Origin of the sequence: Nonomuraea sp. NPDC049607, assembly GCF_040675375.1 — a bacterium.
GTDB lineage: Bacteria > Actinomycetota > Actinomycetes > Streptosporangiales > Streptosporangiaceae > Nonomuraea.
This window is the reverse complement of sequence record NZ_JBFAOV010000014.1, coordinates 213,167-230,770: the sequence shown is the minus strand read 5'-3', so window position 1 is coordinate 230,770 and position 17,604 is coordinate 213,167. Positions and strand designations below refer to the sequence as shown.

Here is a 17,604-nt window from a genome sequence, read left to right as displayed (position 1 = left end):
CCGATAGGGTGTCGGCATGACCGACACGCCCCACCGTCGCGGTGCCGACCGGACCGAGGCCATCATGCGGGCCACGCTGGAGCTCGGCCAGGAGATCGGCTACGCCAAACTGAGCATGGAGGCGGTCGCCATCCGGGCGGGCGCCAGCAAGCAGACCCTCTACCGCCGATGGCCGTCCAAGGCAGCCCTGCTGTTCGACTCGCTGTTGTCGGTGAACGGGCCCGCCCTGGACTACCCCGACACCGGCGACCTCGTGGCCGACTTGCGCGCCCAGATCCACTCGGCCGTTGACCTGCTGGCCGAACCACCCGTCGGCCCCCTGTTCAAGGCCCTGATCGGCGAGGCCCAGCACGATCCCCAGATCGCCACCGCACTCAACGAGCGCTTCATCGCCCCACAGGCGGACAAGACCGTCGCTCGTTTGAGGACGGCCCGCGACCAGGGTCAACTGTCGCCCTCCTTCGACCTCGACCTGGCCATGGCGATCCTGTCCGGCCCGCTGTACTTCCAGCTTCTGGTCACCCAGGAACCGCTGACTCATGAATACGTCGACCGGATCCTCGACGCCCTGTTCACCGGGATCGGCCCTACCCGTACAAATTGACGTCCTTTCCACGGGGTCAGCCCAGCTGTGCCGCCTCGGGGCGCAGCCTGCGGGCGATCAGCATGCCCGCGACGGCGAGCAGGCCGGTGAGGACGAAGACGCCCAGCAGTGCGGTGCGAGTGGAGCCGCCGTGGTTCTGGGCGAAGGCGATGGCGGCGCCGCCGAGCCCGGCGATCACGCCGGTCGCCAGGGTCTGGGCGAGCTGCAGCGCGCCGCTGGCCTCGCCCTGCCGCTCCGGCGGGGCCTGCTCCAGGGTGGCGGTGGTGGAGGCGTTGAAGCCGATGCCCCTGCCGAGGCCGCCGACGGCCCATCCGACCAGGGCGATCCAGGAGGGGAGTGCACTGGTCAGGATCGTGAGCGCGATCAGGGCGACGCCCGCCAGCAGGACGGCGAAGCCAAGCACGGTGGAGGCCGTGCGCGTGCCGTTCTTCCCGTTGTCCCGCTTGGCCTGCAGTCCTGCGCCGACAACCCACGTGATGGCTCCGGCGGACAGTCCCAGACCGGCCAGTGTGGCGCCCATGCCCCGCAGTTGCTGCAGCCCGAGGGGCAGGAAGGCTTCGCTGCCGAAATAGACACCGCACAGCAGGCCACGGACGACGACCCCCGCGCCGAGGCCGGCCCGGGGCGCTGAGGGTGCCCTCCGGGGTGACCCGGCGCAGCGCGGGCACGGCGACGGCGACACCGGCCACGGCCAGCACGATCATCAGGACGGGGTTCTTCAGCAGCAGTGCCTGGAGCAGTACGCCGGTGCCCACGGTGAGCAGGATCGCGCCGGCCAGCGGACGCTTCCACCACGGAGCGGCCGGGGCCGGGGCGGTGGCGGCTGCTTCTGCGCGGTGCAGGCGGCGCAGGCCGGGCAAAGTGAGCAGCGCGGCCACCCCGGCGATCGGCAGCATGAGCAGGAACACCGACCGCCACGTGAGGTGGTCGGCCAGGATGCCTGTGACGGCGGGCCGACGAGGGAAGGGATCGTCCAGGCCGAGGACAGCAGGGCGTACATCCGGGCCCGCAGGCGCTCGGGGTAGGCGAGTCCGATCATGGTGTAGGCCATGGACATGACCGCTCCTACGCCCAGGCCCTGTCCGAAGCGGCCCACCAGGAACAGCAGCCAGGAGGGTGCGGCGCCGGCCACCACGCAGCCCGCCGCGAAGACGAGCATGCCCAGGGCCATCGGACGCCAGGGGCCCCGGCGGTCGGCGGCGCGCCCGGCGAGCACGGTGCCGATGATGTTGGCGAGCATCAGTGCCGACAGGCCCCACCTGTAGGCGCCCAGGCCGTCGAGGTCCTCCGCGAAAGCCGGGGCCCGCCAAGCCTCCGGCAGGCCGCGGGACACCCGGATCGACGAGGCCGTGCCCGAAGCGGTGATGGAGATCCTCAACGAGGTCGGTTACGGCAACCTCACGCTGGAGGCGGTGGCCGCCCGCGCCGGTACGAGCAAACCCGCGCTGCGTCGCCGCTGGCGCTCCCGCCAGCACCTGGTCGTGTCGGCTCTGGCCCAGACCATCGGCACCACGCCGACCCCCGACACCGGCTGCACCCACTGCGACCTCATCGCCGGTATCGGCACCCTCAGCGAGGCCTTCACCAGCACCGTGGGCCGAAGAGCACTGCCGGGGCTCGTCGCGGACCTCGCCGACGACCCCCGGCTGGAGAAGGAGTTCATGGACACCTTCTTCCATCCGCGCCGCGCCACCACTGCCGAAGCGCTGCGTCGCGGCATCGACCGGGGTGACGTCCCACCCGACGCGGACATCGATCTTCTGCTGGACATGCTGGCGTCGACCACGTACTACCGCGTGCTCTTCGGGCACCTGCCCATCACGCCAGAACTTGCCGAAGACGTCGTATCGGTGGTCATGGCGGGCGTCGCCACCAAGCGGTGGCGTGACGAGCACGGCCCCTCATGCGACGTGTCAGGGTGACGTCGGGGAGGAAGCGGCCGTGCTCCAGCCCGCAGCCGGTGTGCGCGGTGCCCGAGCCGTAGGCGCGATCATGGTGTCTCTTCGATGGAGAGTTGTGGCGGCGTCATGGGCGTGGAACCGGTGGACTGGGTCGAGATCCCGGCCGGAACGTTGCGGCGGGGCACGCCCGCCGAAGATGTGGAGGAGGTCGCGCGCCGCTACGCCGACACCGGGGTGCCGGTGGAGTGGTACCGGAAGGAGGCCCCGCGCGCCGAGATCCACGTCCCGGGCTTCCGGATCGCCCCATCCTTGTGACCGTCGAGCAATGGACGCTCTTCGCGCGGGCCACCGGCAGGCCGGTGCCGCAGGCGCCGGCCTGCCGGTCATCGGTGTCACCTGGCAGGAGGCGACGGACTGTTGCCGGTGGCTGGAGGAGCGGCTCGGCGGCGTCGAGGTGCGCCTGCCGACCGAGGACGAATGGGAGCGCCGCCCGGGGCGACGACGACCGTGAGTTCCCCTGGGGTGAGGAGTACCGTACCGGGCTGGCCAATCTCGTGGACCTGGGCATCGGCACGACCACGCCGGTCGGCTCGTTCCCCGAGGGGGCCGGTCCGTTCGGCGTCCTGGACATGGCGGGCAACGCCGACGAATGGACCTCCACCGTCTACGCCCCTACCCGGGCGCTCCCCTTGAGGTGCCGAGGACCGAGGGCTGGGCCTTCGACCCGCACATCACTCGAGGCGGCGCGCAGGTACCAGTCGACCGGTCCCATGCAGACCACGGCGGAGAGCGTGGAGATCCGCCCGCGGTACGGCAGCAGCGTCGCATGGCCTGCTCGGCACCCCCAGACGGGTGCGTGGCCGGTGTGGGGAGGCATCGGCGAGGAGTGGTGCCAGAAGGGGGCGAGCGGGGATGGCCGGGATACCCGACGTCCGGTGGGCGCTCGGGGCGCTCGACGTCAGGAGGGGCGGGCCACGTACGCCTGCTTGGCGTCGCCGGAGAAGCCGCAGGCGCGGTAGAAGGCGTGGGTCGCAGGGCTGCGGGAGCCGGTCATCAGCATCGCCTTGTAGCAGCCCGCGTCCGATGCGGCCCGCAGGGTGCCGGCCATGAGCTGCTTGCCCAGTCCGCGGGAGATTCCAGGATCTGGCGGAAGACCTCGGCGTCGGAGCCGTCCTTGAGAGCCGGGTCATCCGGCTGCAGTTGCCGGTAGAGGCGGACGATGTGCGCGAAATCGTCGAGCCGGGCCTCGCGGAACATGCGTGGAGCATGGCAACGCGCCGAGCCCGTCCCCTTGACGCGGGTCAGCGGACGACGGCGCGGACGAGGAGGCGCTGCAGGGCGCCCTGCTCCTCGGAGGAGAGCGGAGCCAGCGGGGAGTCACTGGTCAGCAGCTCCAGCAGGCGCTGGCGCAGTTCGGTGCCCGCCGGCGTCAGGACGAGATGCTTGGCGCGACGGTTGCCCGGGTGGGGATGGCGTTCGAGGTAGCCCTGTTCCTCAAGGCGGTCGGCGACGAAGGTGGCGTTGGAGGGCTCGCAGCTCATCCGTTCGGCGAGCTCGCGCAAGGTCATGGGGCCGGTCAGCTCGCGCATCGCGACGCCTTGCGAGGCGGTCAGGCCGAGGGTGGCCGCGCGGGTCCGGACGTGCGCCTCGATCTGTTTGGCCAGGCCGTTGATCAGGCCACAGAGCTCGCGGTCGGCCTGAACCTGGGTCTCGTGCTCGTCGGTCACGTCCCCAGTCTACTGCAACTCGAATGATTGCAATTCGAATGGTTCTAGCTGTAACGTTCGGCAGGCGCCACCGTCCCGGCGGCGCCTCCTTCGAGCACGAGGCAGGCATCATGGCCACGACGACCGCTTTCGACCGCACGCGCCTGAGCCGCGCGCCCCGCGTCCGCTCCGTCCAACTGGGTGACCTGACGATCACCCATGTCCCCGACGGACTGGTACGGCTCAAGCCGCGCGGCTGGCTGCCCGCCGCCACCGACGCCGACTGGGCCACCCATCGCGACCACCTCGACGACGACGGCAACCTGGTCGCAGGGATCGGCGGCCTGCTGGTCGAGCGAGGCGACCGGGCGCTGCTCATCGACACCGGGTTCGGCCCCGAATCCCATCCGGACGACCCGGCCAACCCGCTGCTCGGCAAGCTGTACGGCGGCCAACTGCTGGACAACCTGCGGCGACTGGGCCGTACGCCGGAGCAGATCGAGGCCGTCGCCATCACCCACCTGCACTCCGACCACCTCGGCTGGGCCTGGAGCACCGCCCCCGGCGAGGACGCACCGCCCTTCGCCCACGCCGCGCATCTCGTCGCCGCGCCCGAGTGGGAGGGGCGCGACCTCGCCGGCGAGCCGCGGCTCGCCGTCATGGAACCCCGCGTCCGCACGATCGAGGACGGCGAGAACATCTTCCCCGGCGTCCACGCCTCGTTCGCGCCCGGACACACGATCGGGCACACCACCTACACCATCACGGGCGGCGACCGGCGGCTCATCGTGTTCGGCGACGCCCTGCACGCGCCGGTCCAGGTCACCCACCCCGAATGGTCCTGCGGGATCGACCACGACCCCGCCGAGTCCGCCGGGCACCGCCGCCGCCTGGTCGAGGAACTGAGCCGTCCGGACACGATCGGCTACGGCGGCCACTTCGCGGACGTGACCTTCGGACGCGCCGAACCCCGCCCCGACGGCCGGTTCGTCTGGACCCCGGTCGCCTGACCACCTGCCGCAGCCCCGCACTTTCGGCCGTGGCAACGCCACTGCGTCCCGCTTTACCGCAGTCGGTCGCGGCGGCGGGTCAGGGACGCGGTCTCGGCGGTGTTGCCCGCCAGTTCGATCGCCTTGTCGTAGGCCGCGCGCGCGTCACGGTCGCGGCCCAGGCGCCGCAGCAGGTCGGCGCGGGTGGCGTGGTAGGCGTGGTAACCGGCCAACCTCTCCCCGAGACGGTCGACGGCCGCCAGCGCCACGTCCGGGCCGTCGAGTTCGGCGACCGCGACGGCCCGGTTGAGCGCGATGACCGGCGAGGGGTCGAGGCGGACGAGCTGGTCGTAGAGGGCCAGGACCTGCGACCAGTCGGTGTCGCGCATGTCGCGGGCGGAGGTGTGCACGGCGTTGATCGCCGCGAGGATCTGGTAGCGCCCCGGAGCCACCCCGGCGGCGGCAGCGGCGAGGCGTTCGCGTACCAGCCGGTGCCCTTCGGCGATCAGCGCGGCGTCCCAGACGCCACGGTCCTGCTCGTCGAGAGCGACCAGTTCGCCGCCGGACGAGACCCGGGCGGGACGGCGGGCCTCGGTGAGCAGCATCAGCGCCAGCAGCCCAGCCACCTCGCCGTCGCCGGGCAGGAGGGCACGGATCAGGCGCGTGAGCCGGATCGCCTCGGCGGTCAGCTCGTGCCGGACGGGATCGCTGCCGGCGCCGGTGGCCAGGTAGCCCTCGTTGAAGACGAGGAACAGCACGGCCAGCACGCCCGAGACCCGCGCCGGGAGGTCCTCGGCGGACGGCACCCGATACGGGATGCGCGCGGCCTTGATCTTGGCCTTCGCTCGGGTGATCCGCTGCCCCATGGCGCTCTCGGCCACCAGGAAGGCGCGGGCGATCTCGGGCATGGTCAGGCCCGCGACCATGCGCAGCGTGAGCGCCACCCGCGTCTCCATCGCCAGCGCCGGGTGACAGCAGGTGAAGATCAGCCGGAGCCGGTCGTCGTCGATCGCGCCCGTAGGCTCGGGCGGAGCGTCGTCGTACACCATTCGAGCCTCCTTCTGCTTGTCGTCGCGCTTGTTCTCGCGCCGGACGCGGTCGATGGCCTTGTGGGTGGCGGTGGTGGTCAGCCAGGCGCCCGGATTGGGCGGTACGCCGTCGTCCGGCCAGCGCTGGACGGCGGTCGCGAACGCCTCGGCGGCCGCCTCCTCGGCGACGTCGAGGTCACCGAAGCGCCTGGCCAGGGAGGCGACCACCCGGGCCCACTCCTCGTGGTGGGCCCGGACGATCGCCTCGCGGACGTCGATGCCGCTCACAGGAACGGTCGCACCTCGACCTTCCGGTTGCAGGCCTTCGACCCGGCGGCGGCCAGCTTGAGCGCCACGTCGAGGTCGGCCGCCTCGATGATCCAGAAGCCGGCGAGGTACTCCTTGGACTCCAGAAAGGGCCCATCGGTGACCATCGCCTCCCCACCGCGGTTGTCGATGACGGTGGCCGTGTCGGGTGAGGCCAGGCCGCCGGCGAAGACCCAGTGGCCCTCGGTCCGGAGCCGGTCGTTGAAGACGTCGATCGCCGCGTCCTCCTCCGGGGTGGCCAAGGTGCTCTTGTCGTGAATCACGGACATCAGGTACTGCATCTGAGGATCCTCTCCTGTCGCGTGCCGATCGGGGACTTCACGGGGTCGGGTACTGCGGGCGCCCGGCCGGCCGGAACACCTGGATCGTCACGCCGTTGCCGTCGACCCGCGACTCGACCAGGGTGCCGCTGCCGTGCACCTGCAGCTCACCTCCCGGCTTGGCTTTCAGGTCCGCGACGGCGGTCGCGAGGTCGTCGGGCAGGACTTCGGTGCCCGGCCACGCCGGATCGGCGAGCGTGGTGGACGCCACGTACTTGGGTCGCGTGTTCAATGCCCGCATGACGGGCTCCCATCCGGGGACGTCCTGGACCGTCAAGGAGCCCCACGAGCCGGCGAACAGCTCGTAGGTCCGCCGGCCGAACAGGAACGCGTCGGCGCGGCGGTAGGTCTGGTTGATGTACGCCTTGGTCTCGTCGTCACCCTTCCCGAGGGCCCATCCGCCGCGGTCGAACCCGTTCCTGCGGTCCTCCTCCGACGCGCCGCCGTTGCCCTGCATCACTCCGTCGATGGTGACCTGAGTCATGGTCGTCAGCTTCATGACCGCGATTCCTCCGCCGTGGCGCCGCCCCTCGCGGGCGGCCTCACCCCTGCTACGAACACCACCGCCCCGATCCGACACCGCCCCACCGATCTCTTCGAAGATTTTTCCGGGACGCCGGCCGTCAGCGATCCCGCGTCAGAAGCCGCGGGACCGGTTCGACTGACTCCATCGGCTCGTCACACGCTCGCCATGTACGTCCACGTTCCGTCACTCTCCGTGATAATCGTCCGGATTGAGTCATACGGTATCGATCAGACAAGGTGGCCACTTTCGCGGAGCGGTCTCTGGCGCGTCGCGACACGCCGCCTGCCGCACCATCCGCGAGGCCGCCCTCGACCGCATCACTTCTTCTTGGCACTTGCTGTGCAGCGAGCGCCAGAAGCCGAACAGCTCACGGAGGACACGATGAAACGCACAGCCCTTCTACGGCGTGCCGCCGTACCGGTGCTGGCGGCGGCGCCGCTGATGGGAGCCGCGTCGACGGCTCAGGCGGCGACCGGCGGCGACGGTGACGGCGGAGGCAAGGGCCCCTGCCCGCACGCCTGCCCACCGGGACGCCCCGGCCCGCCCGGTCCGCCCTGAGCGGTCGAGGCGCCCGTCGTCGTGACCCGGGAGATCTCGACACTGACGGTCAGGGATCCGACCGTCTCCGTCGAGTGTCCGGCCGACACCGCGGTCAGCGGCGGGGGTGCGTCTTTGGACCCCTACCCGCCGGGAGCCGTGCTCATCAGCAGCGTCCCGAGCGGGAACGGCTGGTCGGCAGCGGCGCGCAACAACCTCAATGCGGGGACGCTGCACGTCTACGCGTTGTGCATTCCGGTGACCGCCTGACGCGGCGGACCCTCCGGGGACCGCGGCCGAGTCGCAGGCGCATGTCGTTCTCCTGAGGATCGAAGAGGGTCCGGCGCCGCCTGGCGGGCGGGACCGGCCGAGGATCCGCACACGCGGCCGGCCGCGTCCCCGGACGTCGCCAGGCGGTCAGTCGATCTCCCACCTGACCGTGTGGGCCGCGCCGTACGCCGAGACCGTCATGCCCGCCGCGGTCCGCTGATGGAGGGGTCCTCGCCGCGGTCGATGTGGTCGGCGTGGAACAGGCCCTGGGTCAGCAGCCGGCGTACGTGCTCGTCGGCGGCGCTGTAGTAGACGAAGGTACCCTCACGACGCCCCTTGACCAGGCCGGCCAGGCGGAGCTTGGCCAGGTGCTGGCTGACCGCGGTGGGCGCGGCGTCGGCGAGCTCGGCCAGGCAGGCGACGTTGGACTCGCCCTGCAGCAATGCCCACAAGATCTTGATCCGGGTGGGGTCGGACAGCAGCCGGAAGGACTCGGCGGCCAGGTGCACCTGTTCCTCGTTCGGCATGTCGAAGTCGGGCAGCGACGTGTGCATGGCCGTCAGCATATCCCGAGATCCCACTAGTTGCGCATCTGCGTGACTGCGCATATATGCTGCCATGGTGTCAACCGACGTGAGAACCTCCCCCGTACCTGAGGCCGGTGACGCCGCCCAGGCGCAGGCCAGGTCGGCCTGGCAAGCCGGAACGTGGTCGTTGCCCGAGGTGCGCTGGGCCACGGCCGCCACCCTGCTGTTCGCCGCCGGCGGCATCTGCCAGCTGTCCGGCGCGCCCTCGTGGCTGTGGTGGGGCCTGTACCTCACCTGCTACGCCGCAGGAGGCTGGGAGCCGGGCCTGTCAGGGCTCAAGGCGCTGCGCGACAAGACCCTGGACGTCGACCTGCTCATGGTGGTCGCCGCGATCGGCGCGGCCGCCATCGGGCAGGTCTTCGACGGCGCGCTGCTGATCGTCATCTTCGCCACCTCCGGGGCGCTGGAGGCGCTGGCCACCAAGCGCACCCAGGACGCCGTGCGCGGCCTGCTGGACCTGGCCCCCGAGCAGGCCACCCGCCTGTCCGAGGCAGATGACGAGGAGCGGGTCGCCACCGCCGACCTGGCGGTCGGCGAGGTGATCCTGGTACGGCCCGGCGAGCGGATCGGCGCAGACGGCCACGTCACCGCCGGAGCCAGTGCAGTTGATCAGGCCGGCATCACCGGCGAGAGCGTGCCGGCCGACAAGAGCATGGGCGACGAGGTGTTCGCCGGCACGGTCAACGGCACCGGCGTGCTGCGGGTGCGCGTGACGCGCCCGGCGGCCGAGACCGTGATCGCCCGGATCGTGGCCATGGTGGAGCAGGCCGGCGCCACCAAGGCACGCACCCAGCTGTTCATCGAGAAGATCGAGCAGCGCTACTCCGTCGTCATGGTCGCGGCCACGGCGGCGCTCTTCGTCCTCCCGCTGGCCTGGGGAGTAGCGCTGCAGGACGCCCTGCTGCGGGCGATGACGTTCATGATCGTCGCCTCGCCGTGCGCGGTGGTGCTGGCCACCATGCCGCCGCTGCTGGCCGCCATGGCCAACGCGAGCCGGCACGGCGTGCTGGTCAAGTCAGCCGTGGTGATGGAACAGCTGGGCACGGTGACCCAGGTCGCCTTCGACAAGACCGGCACCCTGACCGAGGGCCGTCCGCACCTGGCCGGCGTGCACGTCCTGCCGGGGGCCGGGCTGGGCGAGCGGCGTCTGCTCGCGCTGGCCGCCGCCGCCGAGCAGGGCTCCGAACACCCGCTCGGCCGCGCCGTCGTCCAGGCCGCCCGCGCGGACGGCCTGGCGCCGGCCCACGCCCAGGAGTTCGACTCCGAGCCGGGGCGCGGCGTGCGGGCCCGCGTCGACGGCCTGCTGGTGGAGGTGGCCCGTCCGGCTCACCTGCCGGGCAACGACGGGGACGTGAACGACGCCTCGGCCGCGCGGCTCGTCGCCGACCTTCAGGAAGGCGGGCACACCGTGGTCGTGGTCCGGGTGGACGGCGAGGTGGCCGGCTTCCTGGCCCTGGCCGACCGGATGCGGCCCGGCGCAGGTGAGACCGTCGCCCACCTGACGGCACTGACCAGGGCCGCGCCGGTGCTGCTGACCGGCGACAACCCGCGCGCCGCCCGCCGCCTCGCCGCCCAGGCGGGCATCACCGACGTGCGCGCCGACCTGCTACCGGCCGACAAGGTGACGGCCGTCCAGGGGCTGCAGGCGCGAGGCGCGCGGGTGGCCCTGGTCGGCGACGGCGTCAACGACGCGCCCGCGCTGGCCGGAGCGCACGCGGGCATCGCCATGGGCCGCACCGGATCGGACCTGGCGCTCGACACCGCGGACGCGGTCATCACCCGCGACGAGCTGGCCACCGTGCCCGCCGTGATCGCCCTGGCCCGGCGCGCCCGCCGCCTGGTCGTGGCCAACCTCGTCATCGCCTTCACCTTCATCGCCGTGCTGGTCACCTGGGACCTGTTCGGCGACCTGCCGCTGCCGCTGGGCGTGGCCGGTCACGAGGGCTCCACCGTCATCGTCGGCCTCAACGGGCTACGCCTGCTCCGCAACGCCGCCTGGCGGCGCGCGGCCCAACCGACTGGTGCTTCCTGGTGAAGCGGTCCGTCATCATCGGCCTTCATCCGCGCTCCCAACACCCGCAAGGCCCCCAGCTCCAGCACCGTGCCGGCGCGGCCCGCTACGAAGCCACCGTCCCCATCGCCGCCATCGACGACCGGCTCGTCATTCCTTGACCCTGGGATACATGGTGGAGACGCTGCTGTCGGGGTCGTAGGAGTCGGAGAGTTCGATCGTCGACGGTTCCAGGTCGTGGACCGCGTGTTTGCATTCGATCTGGAAGGCGATCTCGGTGGGGGTGCTACCGACTTCCTTGAGGTAGAGGTCCAGTCGCTGGTTCAACTGATCTGTTTCATCTATGTCGTACAAGGTGACGAGGCCCCCTGCGACGAGGGCGTCGAGCGAGTCCGTGACGGGCGTGAATCCGGAAAGTATCTCGCACTCGATCATCGCCAGGTCCGTGGACGGCTGCGACGAGTTGAGGAGGCGGGCAGTGATGTGCAGGGTCACTCTTTCCCCCTTCTCGGCCGTGTCATCCCCCTTGGGCAAATGCCAGGGCTTGCCGTCCTGGTCAAGACATTTGGCCTGGACGCTGAACCCCTGAATCGTCTGAGTCATTGCAGCCTCGTCACTTCCTGTGGTTGTTGACATTCCCGAAGGCCGCCGCGTTCGGGCCCCGGCGTCAATCGGCGATCGACAGTCTCGGATCGACCAGGCGCTCGTTGCGCGGATGGTGAACGTGGAAGTCCGGCATCGGCACCGCGGGCGTCTGGCCGAACACGCCGGCCATGTACTCGACCAGTCCTCTGCATCTCTCGGGGTCGAACACTTCCTGGTCGGTTTCCTCGACGGTGCCCCCGATGACGACGTGGTCATGGCGCGGGAACAGGTACCCGTTCTGCCCGTACAGGTATTCCAGGTTCATCTGCGGCCGCAACATCGCGAGCTGTCCTCTGTACGAGATCATGTCGTTGTCGTTCCACAAGTCCTTCGCGCCGAGCCCGGTGCAGTTGACGACGACCTTCTGCGTCAGGGACGTGAGCACGTCCGTGCTGTTGATGAATCTCCGGCTCACGAACGTGACGCCGCGCGCCCTCAGGTCACGTTCCAGCCGGGGAATGAAGATCGGCGGTTCGACGAGCAACGTCCGGTACCTGTATCCGGAGGTGTTGTGCCCTTCGAACGGCAGGCGCGGGAGATATTCGCGCGGCGGCAGCAGTCCCGGCACGAGGTCGTGCACCACGTCGATGCCCGAGGTGGGGCCGACGCTGTAGTTGTCGACCTCGGAGACGCCGAAGCCCTTGCCGATGCCGGCCTTGAACATGGTGTAGGCGGTCCTGAGGATGGACTGGAACTCCTGCACCTTGGCGAAGTCCTTGGAATACTCCAGGATCGACGCCGCCCATTGGCCGCCGGCCTTGTACGACGTGGTCTCGACCGGCGTGCGGTCGGAATAGATCGTGACGTTCAGTCCGAGGTCGAGCAGCAGCGTCGCGGCGGTCATTCCCATGACGCCTGCGCCGATCACCGCGATCTCCCTTTCGACGATCCCGGTCTCGGCCTGGCGTTTGAGGACCATGTCCCGCACCTTGGCGGCGCAGCCCCAGCTCAGCGTGATGCCTCCACCGCCGTGGCCGTAGTTGTGAATGACGAACTTGTCGCCCAGCACCTCTTTGTCGAGCCGATAGGACTTCTTGCGGTACGGCCTCAGACCCGCGACGCACGCACCCGGTTGATGGGGGTCGAAGGTGAAGTCCGGAGTGGGCAGATGGGAAGGGGTGCTCACTCCACGCTCGTCCAGCAGCATGTCCGGCTCCGGTGATCAGACGCTTGGCCATCGGTACGCATACCCGCGCGGCAGTGCGGCTCTTCCCCCGATCCCAACGCTTGACCGGCCTCTGGACGACTGTTTCCCCAGGCGGCGACGACGTCCGGCCGTGCCGCACATGGACGCCTTGACCTGTGAAAACACCCGTCCTGAGTAAGGTCAAGCCACGTTCGCCCGGCCGGCTGCGCGGGTAGGCGTCCCAAGCGGCCGGACGATCCGCGCCTGTCCCTTCCGACCGATCTGCCGTACGGCGGGCATGCCCAGGAGCGTCATCGTGCCCTTCACCGTTGCCGACTACATCCTTGAGCGGCTGAGCCAGCAACAGGTCGACACCCTGTTCGGTGTGCCCGCCGCCTACGGCGCCCCGCTGTTCGACGCGGTGGGCGCCCACCACATCACGCCGGTCGTGACCGCCACCGACCTCGAAGCGGGCTACGCGGCCGACGGTTACGCGCGTACGAAGGGCCTCGGCGCCGCCGCGGTGGCCAACGGCGTCGGTATGCTCAGCATGATCAACGCCATCGCCGGCGCGTTCGTCGAGCGCAGCCCGGTCGTCGTCGTGAACGGCGGCCCGAGCGCCGCGAACCTGGCCAACCTGAAGAACTTGGATGTCCTGTTCTCGCACTCGACCGGCCAGCCCGACGGAGACCTCAACGCCTACCGGCTGGTCACCGCGAGCGCCGCCCGCGCCGGGCAGGCCGCCGACGTGCCCGCCCTGGTCGACACCGCGATCTCGACGGCGGTCAGGAAGAAGCGGCCGGTCTACATCGAGATCGATCGGACCATCTGGACGGCGGCCTGTTCGCCCCCTTCCGGGGCGTTGCCCGTCACCAATCCGGCGGCGGGCACCGAGCAGCAGCTCGCCGCCACGATCGTGGGGCTCGTTCGCGCCGCCACGAAACCCGTGCTCCTGCTGGGCACCGAGGTCCAGCGTTACGGACTGGCCGACAAGGTCGCCGCCCTGATCACCAAGCTCGGTGTCCGCTGGTCGGCCCAGGTGCTGGCCAAGTCGGTGCTGTCCGAGCAGGACGCCGGCTGGGTCGGAGTCTTCGCCCCGCCGAACTGCCAGCCCCCCGAGGTCCGGAACGCGGACCTGATCGTGATGCTCGGCTGCGTCTTCCCCAGCAGCTACGCCACGTTCATCCGGGACAACACCGGCCACATCATCACCGCCTACGACGGCAAGGTGAAGATCAAGAACGGGAGCAAGCAGAACGCCGACATCACCGCCCTGGTGACCGCCCTCGTGGCGGAGGCGGCGAAGGAGGCGCCGGTCCCCGTCCCCGCGGCCGTCGACCCGTCCCCGCCCGTCGCCACCGGCCCGCTGACCTACGCCCAGGTGTTCGACCGCGTCGGTGCCGCCCTGGACGCCTCATGGCTGGCGATGCCCGACACCTTCCTCGGCGGCGCCTCGGCGGCGAGCCTGCCGGTCAAGGGCCGCGACGGGTTCCTGACCAGCGCCGTGTGGGCCTCCATCGGCCATTCCGTGGCCGCCGCCGTCGGCGCGTCCTTCGGGTCGAGCAGGCGTCCCCTGATCATCTGCGGTGACGGGGGCTTCCACATGACCGCCCAGGCACTGTCCACGTTCGTACGCTACGACCGCAACCCCGTCGTGGTGATCATCGACAACGGCATCTACGGCCTGGAGCAGTACCTCATCGACTCGGACTTCTTCACCGACCCGAACGTGACGCCGAAGCCCTACGTCCTGCTCAACCCATGGGACTTCGTCACGTTCGCCAAGTCCCTCGGCGTTCAGGCCACGTACTCCGTGGACACCGCGGCAGAGCTCGACCAGGCCCTCGCCGCGGTGAAGACGTCGTCCGGCGCTCCGGCACTGATCGTCGCGAAGGTCAACTCACGCGGCCTGCCCGCAGTGCTGCCCTGAAGCACCGCTCCCCGCACGATTGTCGGGGCCGCCTGCCACACTCACCGTGATCGCGGAGGAGGAGAGCGATGCGCAGGATCATGCCCGCGGACTACGCGTGGGAGAACGACTGGTATGAGATCTACACCGTCACCTTCGTCCACGGCCCGGACGAGCGCGAGACGCTCCGGCGGTTCGGCGTCGCCGACGCCAACATCCATGTCGTGGACGATGACGAGGTCGGCGAGCGCACGGCGGTGAACGAGGGCTGCTGCGACATGGTGCTGGTGACCCGGGCCGGCGACTGGATCATCGCCTTCGAGTACGACGGCTGGGCGGGAACCCGTCCGGCGACACTGCGCGAGCTGACCCGCGACGGAGGTGAGGCCGTCTCCGTCATGCGCCACGACTACGCGGCATCGCACGACTTCCAGCACGCCGCGGACGGACGGATTCGGACCGCCTTCCGCCCGCAGACACCCCAGGAGCGCTGGGGCAGCCACCCCGACGCGCTGAACGAGGACCTGCGCGAGCTGGGCCTGGAACCCGAACCGGCTGACGAGTTCCAGTACCTGTCCGGCTCCGTTCCCGCGGCCCTCGCCCTGGCAAGTCGTATCACCGGAGTGTTGTTCACCCCCGCGTTACTGGACGGGTCACTCCTGGGCGGCGTCATCACCGACCCACCGCCCAACGACCCTCCGCGAGGCGACCCCCTCGCCCGGCACGCTCTGCGGGCCTGCAACCGGAAGCTCGCCGAGGCCATCGACCTTGCCTCTCCCGACCTCCAGCGGCGGGCCGCGGTCGCCGAGGCCCGCCGCCAGTGCGAGCTGGCCGGCGTGGCCGACCAGCCGGTGCTCGCCGCCGCGCTGGCTGCGGCCGAGCGGGGCGAAACGGGGCCGATCGGGCGCGACTCCCCGCTCGCCGAGTTCATCCGCGGTTACGAGTCGGAGCTGACCGGCCACCCGATCGACGAGGCCACCGGCGAGTGGATGACCGGCCCCTCCGCGTTACCGCACGCCTCGACGGCCGAGCGGCGCAACATCTTCTCCTTCGACAACAAGACCGGCATGCCGGCCTGCCCGAGCTGCCGGTGGCATCACCGTCCGGGCGAAGCGGAGCGGGAGGCGATCCGGCCGCGCTGGCAGGCGGCGATGTCGGTACGCCATACCCTCTCCCCCGACGCCAGGGGGGCCGCGTACGGCACCCACTTCCCCTTGGTCCACGGCGGTCAGCCCCTGGCCGACCGCGACCACGCGACGGCCGTCGCCACGACGCTGCGGGCCGCCTCGGCGTAGCACCGACCACGGGACGCGTGGCAGACGTCGTAGCCCGAGGTTGTCACGTTACGTGAGCTGACGCCCTTTTCGTCGTTGCCCGGAGGTGGTCGACCGGCGCTTGGTCACGCTTACGGCCAGGCCTCGCTTGCGTCCCGGCACCTTCTTGGCGACGTCCCGGCCGGTCGTGGTGGCGGGGACGCCAGCCGCGACGTGGACGCTTTGGGTGTCCAGTACGACCACGGTTCGTCCCTGGTGGCGGATCGCGTCGACGATCTCCCGCAGCGCACAGTTACAAATAGCTCACGTAGGCACTCTCAGGGACTCGAGGGCGGCCAGGACGAGGTCGAGGCCGAAGGTGAACTCCTCCGCCGGGTCGTAGCCGGCAGCGGCGAGCACCGCGGCGGACTCGTTGAGGTAGGGGAACTCGTCAGGAGGAAGCTGGGGCAGGTAGACGTCCTCGGCCATGTCGGCGAACTCATCGGCGGTGTCGAACGGCAGGCTGGCTTCCTGCAGGGCGAAACCGTAGACATAGCTGTCGAGCAACCAGTTGGCGTGCGTCGCCATCAAGACCGGGAAGCCGGCCTTCCGCAGGCAGGCGGTGACCGCTTCGCGGTGGCGGAGGTTCGCGGGCCCCGGCGATGTCCGCGACTCCATCAGGCCGATCGCCCATGGGTGGCGGGCGAGAACCTGTCGGGTGGATACCGCCCGACATCGCATCGCGGACTGCCAGTCGGTCTCTTCGGGCGGGAGCTCGATCTCCTCGAACACGACGTCGATCATGGCGTCCAGCAACTCTTCCTTGTTCGCCACGTAGTAGTAGAGCGACATCGCGCCCGCGCCGAGCGCGCCGGCCAGCCGGCGCATGCTCAGCCCGTCGACCCCCTCGCGGTCTGCGAGCCGGACCGCCTCGACCACCACCCGTTGCCTGCTCAGCGCCGCGTCTGACGCCACCGGGCGTTGTTCCCTGGCAGACACGGGTCTCCTCTCGCTCGCTCGAACGGCTTGACAATCGTCCATCGCACGGTCATGGTACAGCGTACTACTCGTAGTACAGCGTACGACGTACGGTGTACGAACCAGCCAGGGTCGTCGCTCGGACGTGAGGGGGCTTCTGTGGGAATCGATCGGCGATCGAGCGCCGGAGCACGCCTGGCGCCGGAGGCGAGTCCGGCCGGGGCGACGACGATGCGGGCCGCCGACCAGCACCGTTACGGCCTGCCCTCAGCGATCGAGTCGTCCGAGGTCCGGGCTACCACTGCCCGGTCGAGGCGATGTGCTCGTCCAGGTGGGCGCGGCCTCGGTACATCCCCGCCGCCAGTCCGGCGGAGGGACCGCTCCTCTCGGAAGAAGAACCGATGACCACCCGAACGAAAACCCCGACCCTGCTCGACAACCGGCCGGTCCCCGTGCACGCCAAGCTCGCCGCCGCATGGACCAGCTTCATGTTCCTCTACATCTACGTCGACTACTTCCACCTCCACAAGCCCGGCGTCATCGACAACCTCCGTGCCGGCGTCATCTTCGAGTTCGACACCAGCCCGACGTTGTTGACCATGATGCTCGCGTCCGTGGCGATCCCGGCCCTGATGGTGATGCTCTCCATGACGCTGCCCGCCCGGGTGAACCGCGCCACGAACCTCGTCGTCGCATCGCTCTACATCCCCTACTCGGTGTTCAACGCGGTAGGGGAGTCCTGGGACTGGGCCCCCTTCTACGGCCTCTCCATCGGAATCGAGGTGCTGCTCCTGGCCTTCATCCTGCGCTCCGCCTGGACCTGGCCTCGAACCACCGCCGTCCCAGCCGGTCCCGCCACGACCGACCTTCGACAGTAGGCGTCCGTC

General features: G+C 70.3%; 23 protein-coding genes and 1 pseudogene. 12 read left to right on the top strand and 12 right to left on the bottom strand.

Going from position 1 to position 17,604, the window contains the following annotated elements; all coding sequences use genetic code 11:
- The first annotated feature begins 16 nt into the window (after window positions 1-16).
- Window positions 17-604, top strand: coding sequence for a TetR/AcrR family transcriptional regulator (locus AB0J97_RS27310; protein WP_364093246.1), 588 nt, complete (start codon window positions 17-19; stop codon window positions 602-604).
- 16 nt (window positions 605-620) lie between these two features.
- Here the strand turns inward: AB0J97_RS27310 and AB0J97_RS27305 are convergent, their stop codons facing one another.
- Both AB0J97_RS27305 and AB0J97_RS27300 read right to left on the bottom strand, forming a co-directional pair.
- A complete protein-coding gene (locus AB0J97_RS27305; protein WP_364093242.1) occupies window positions 621-1,286 on the bottom strand; it encodes an MFS transporter in 666 nt (221 codons plus the stop codon).
- A gap of 36 nt (window positions 1,287-1,322) precedes the next feature.
- The gene (locus AB0J97_RS27300; RefSeq protein ID WP_364093239.1) at window positions 1,323-1,982 is read right to left on the bottom strand and encodes an MFS transporter; all 660 of its coding nucleotides are present in this window, start codon (window positions 1,980-1,982) and stop codon (window positions 1,323-1,325) included.
- Here AB0J97_RS27300 and AB0J97_RS27295 point away from each other — a divergent pair.
- From AB0J97_RS27295 to AB0J97_RS27285, 3 genes and pseudogenes are all read left to right on the top strand, one after another.
- A complete protein-coding gene (locus AB0J97_RS27295) occupies window positions 1,954-2,526 on the top strand; it encodes a TetR/AcrR family transcriptional regulator (protein ID WP_364093236.1) in 573 nt (190 codons plus the stop codon). The two genes, AB0J97_RS27300 and AB0J97_RS27295, sit on opposite strands and share 29 nt — an antisense overlap.
- An 84-nt stretch (window positions 2,527-2,610) precedes the next feature.
- Complete coding sequence (locus AB0J97_RS27290) at window positions 2,611-2,820, top strand: hypothetical protein (RefSeq protein ID WP_364093233.1); 210 nt, start codon at window positions 2,611-2,613, stop codon at window positions 2,818-2,820.
- Between the two features lie 10 nt (window positions 2,821-2,830).
- Window positions 2,831-3,524 (top strand): annotated as a pseudogene (locus tag AB0J97_RS27285) (SUMF1/EgtB/PvdO family nonheme iron enzyme).
- Here AB0J97_RS27285 and AB0J97_RS27280 read toward each other — a convergent pair.
- The 3 genes from AB0J97_RS27280 to AB0J97_RS27270 are packed head-to-tail and all read right to left on the bottom strand — an operon-like array spanning window position 3,464 to window position 4,232.
- Window positions 3,464-3,628 carry a hypothetical protein gene (locus AB0J97_RS27280; protein ID WP_364093292.1) on the bottom strand — a complete coding sequence of 55 codons (165 nt, stop codon included), beginning with the start codon at window positions 3,626-3,628 and terminating at the stop codon, window positions 3,464-3,466. The pseudogene AB0J97_RS27285 and the gene AB0J97_RS27280 overlap by 61 nt on opposite strands.
- The gene (locus tag AB0J97_RS27275; protein WP_364093230.1) at window positions 3,559-3,762 is read right to left on the bottom strand and encodes a hypothetical protein; all 204 of its coding nucleotides are present in this window, start codon (window positions 3,760-3,762) and stop codon (window positions 3,559-3,561) included. Before AB0J97_RS27275 ends, AB0J97_RS27280 begins: the two co-directional genes overlap by 70 nt.
- Window positions 3,763-3,806: 44 nt before the next feature.
- Window positions 3,807-4,232, bottom strand: coding sequence for a MarR family transcriptional regulator (locus tag AB0J97_RS27270; RefSeq protein WP_364093228.1), 426 nt, complete (start codon window positions 4,230-4,232; stop codon window positions 3,807-3,809).
- Between the two features lie 38 nt (window positions 4,233-4,270).
- Here AB0J97_RS27270 and AB0J97_RS27265 point away from each other — a divergent pair, with 38 nt between their 5' ends.
- Complete coding sequence (locus AB0J97_RS27265) at window positions 4,271-5,221, top strand: MBL fold metallo-hydrolase (protein ID WP_364093225.1); 951 nt, start codon at window positions 4,271-4,273, stop codon at window positions 5,219-5,221.
- A gap of 53 nt (window positions 5,222-5,274) precedes the next feature.
- Here the strand turns inward: AB0J97_RS27265 and AB0J97_RS27260 are convergent, their stop codons facing one another.
- Genes AB0J97_RS27260 through AB0J97_RS27250 form a run of 3 tightly spaced genes read right to left on the bottom strand, consistent with a single transcriptional unit; the run spans window position 5,275 to window position 7,374 of the window.
- Window positions 5,275-6,516, bottom strand: coding sequence for a DUF6596 domain-containing protein (locus AB0J97_RS27260; RefSeq protein ID WP_364093222.1), 1,242 nt, complete (start codon window positions 6,514-6,516; stop codon window positions 5,275-5,277).
- Complete coding sequence (locus AB0J97_RS27255) at window positions 6,513-6,836, bottom strand: YciI family protein (protein ID WP_357702005.1); 324 nt, start codon at window positions 6,834-6,836, stop codon at window positions 6,513-6,515. Before AB0J97_RS27255 ends, AB0J97_RS27260 begins: the two co-directional genes overlap by 4 nt.
- A gap of 37 nt (window positions 6,837-6,873) precedes the next feature.
- On the bottom strand, window positions 6,874-7,374 hold the full coding sequence (locus AB0J97_RS27250; protein ID WP_364093218.1) for a dihydrofolate reductase family protein: 501 nt from the start codon (window positions 7,372-7,374) through the stop codon (window positions 6,874-6,876).
- 408 nt (window positions 7,375-7,782) lie between these two features.
- Here AB0J97_RS27250 and AB0J97_RS27245 point away from each other — a divergent pair, with 408 nt between their 5' ends.
- Both AB0J97_RS27245 and AB0J97_RS27240 read left to right on the top strand, forming a co-directional pair.
- Window positions 7,783-7,959, top strand: a complete 177-nt coding sequence (locus AB0J97_RS27245) for a hypothetical protein (RefSeq protein WP_364093215.1) — start codon at window positions 7,783-7,785, stop codon at window positions 7,957-7,959.
- Window positions 7,960-7,980: 21 nt separating this feature from the next.
- Window positions 7,981-8,208: a hypothetical protein gene (locus tag AB0J97_RS27240; RefSeq protein ID WP_364093213.1), complete on the top strand. Its 228-nt coding sequence runs from the start codon at window positions 7,981-7,983 to the stop codon at window positions 8,206-8,208.
- A 197-nt stretch (window positions 8,209-8,405) separates the two neighbouring features.
- Here the strand turns inward: AB0J97_RS27240 and AB0J97_RS27235 are convergent, their stop codons facing one another.
- On the bottom strand, window positions 8,406-8,762 hold the full coding sequence (locus AB0J97_RS27235) for a metalloregulator ArsR/SmtB family transcription factor (RefSeq protein WP_364093209.1): 357 nt from the start codon (window positions 8,760-8,762) through the stop codon (window positions 8,406-8,408).
- Window positions 8,763-8,841: 79 nt separating this feature from the next.
- Here AB0J97_RS27235 and AB0J97_RS27230 point away from each other — a divergent pair, with 79 nt between their 5' ends.
- Both AB0J97_RS27230 and AB0J97_RS27225 read left to right on the top strand, forming a co-directional pair.
- Window positions 8,842-10,830, top strand: coding sequence for a heavy metal translocating P-type ATPase (locus AB0J97_RS27230; protein ID WP_364093206.1), 1,989 nt, complete (start codon window positions 8,842-8,844; stop codon window positions 10,828-10,830).
- On the top strand, window positions 10,827-10,967 hold the full coding sequence (locus AB0J97_RS27225) for a hypothetical protein (protein ID WP_364093203.1): 141 nt from the start codon (window positions 10,827-10,829) through the stop codon (window positions 10,965-10,967). The genes AB0J97_RS27230 and AB0J97_RS27225 overlap by 4 nt, the downstream gene beginning before the upstream one ends.
- Here AB0J97_RS27225 and AB0J97_RS27220 read toward each other — a convergent pair.
- The gene (locus AB0J97_RS27220) at window positions 10,957-11,409 is read right to left on the bottom strand and encodes a hypothetical protein (protein WP_364093200.1); all 453 of its coding nucleotides are present in this window, start codon (window positions 11,407-11,409) and stop codon (window positions 10,957-10,959) included. The two genes, AB0J97_RS27225 and AB0J97_RS27220, sit on opposite strands and share 11 nt — an antisense overlap.
- Window positions 11,410-11,473: 64 nt before the next feature.
- Window positions 11,474-12,598 (bottom strand): FAD-dependent oxidoreductase, encoded by a 1,125-nt coding sequence (locus AB0J97_RS27215; protein ID WP_364093196.1) that lies wholly within the window; start codon window positions 12,596-12,598, stop codon window positions 11,474-11,476.
- A gap of 295 nt (window positions 12,599-12,893) precedes the next feature.
- On the opposite strand from AB0J97_RS27215, the gene AB0J97_RS27210 reads away from it, so the two are divergent.
- Window positions 12,894-14,507, top strand: a complete 1,614-nt coding sequence (locus tag AB0J97_RS27210) for a thiamine pyrophosphate-dependent enzyme (protein ID WP_364093193.1) — start codon at window positions 12,894-12,896, stop codon at window positions 14,505-14,507.
- A gap of 68 nt (window positions 14,508-14,575) precedes the next feature.
- On the top strand, window positions 14,576-15,781 hold the full coding sequence (locus tag AB0J97_RS27205; protein ID WP_364093190.1) for a DUF6461 domain-containing protein: 1,206 nt from the start codon (window positions 14,576-14,578) through the stop codon (window positions 15,779-15,781).
- A 282-nt stretch (window positions 15,782-16,063) separates the two neighbouring features.
- Here AB0J97_RS27205 and AB0J97_RS27200 read toward each other — a convergent pair whose 3' ends face one another.
- Window positions 16,064-16,714 carry a TetR/AcrR family transcriptional regulator C-terminal domain-containing protein gene (locus AB0J97_RS27200; protein WP_364093187.1) on the bottom strand — a complete coding sequence of 217 codons (651 nt, stop codon included), beginning with the start codon at window positions 16,712-16,714 and terminating at the stop codon, window positions 16,064-16,066.
- 404 nt (window positions 16,715-17,118) lie between these two features.
- Here AB0J97_RS27200 and AB0J97_RS27195 point away from each other — a divergent pair, with 404 nt between their 5' ends.
- Window positions 17,119-17,595 carry a DUF6326 family protein gene (locus AB0J97_RS27195; RefSeq protein WP_364093183.1) on the top strand — a complete coding sequence of 159 codons (477 nt, stop codon included), beginning with the start codon at window positions 17,119-17,121 and terminating at the stop codon, window positions 17,593-17,595.
- Window positions 17,596-17,604: the final 9 nt, after the last annotated feature.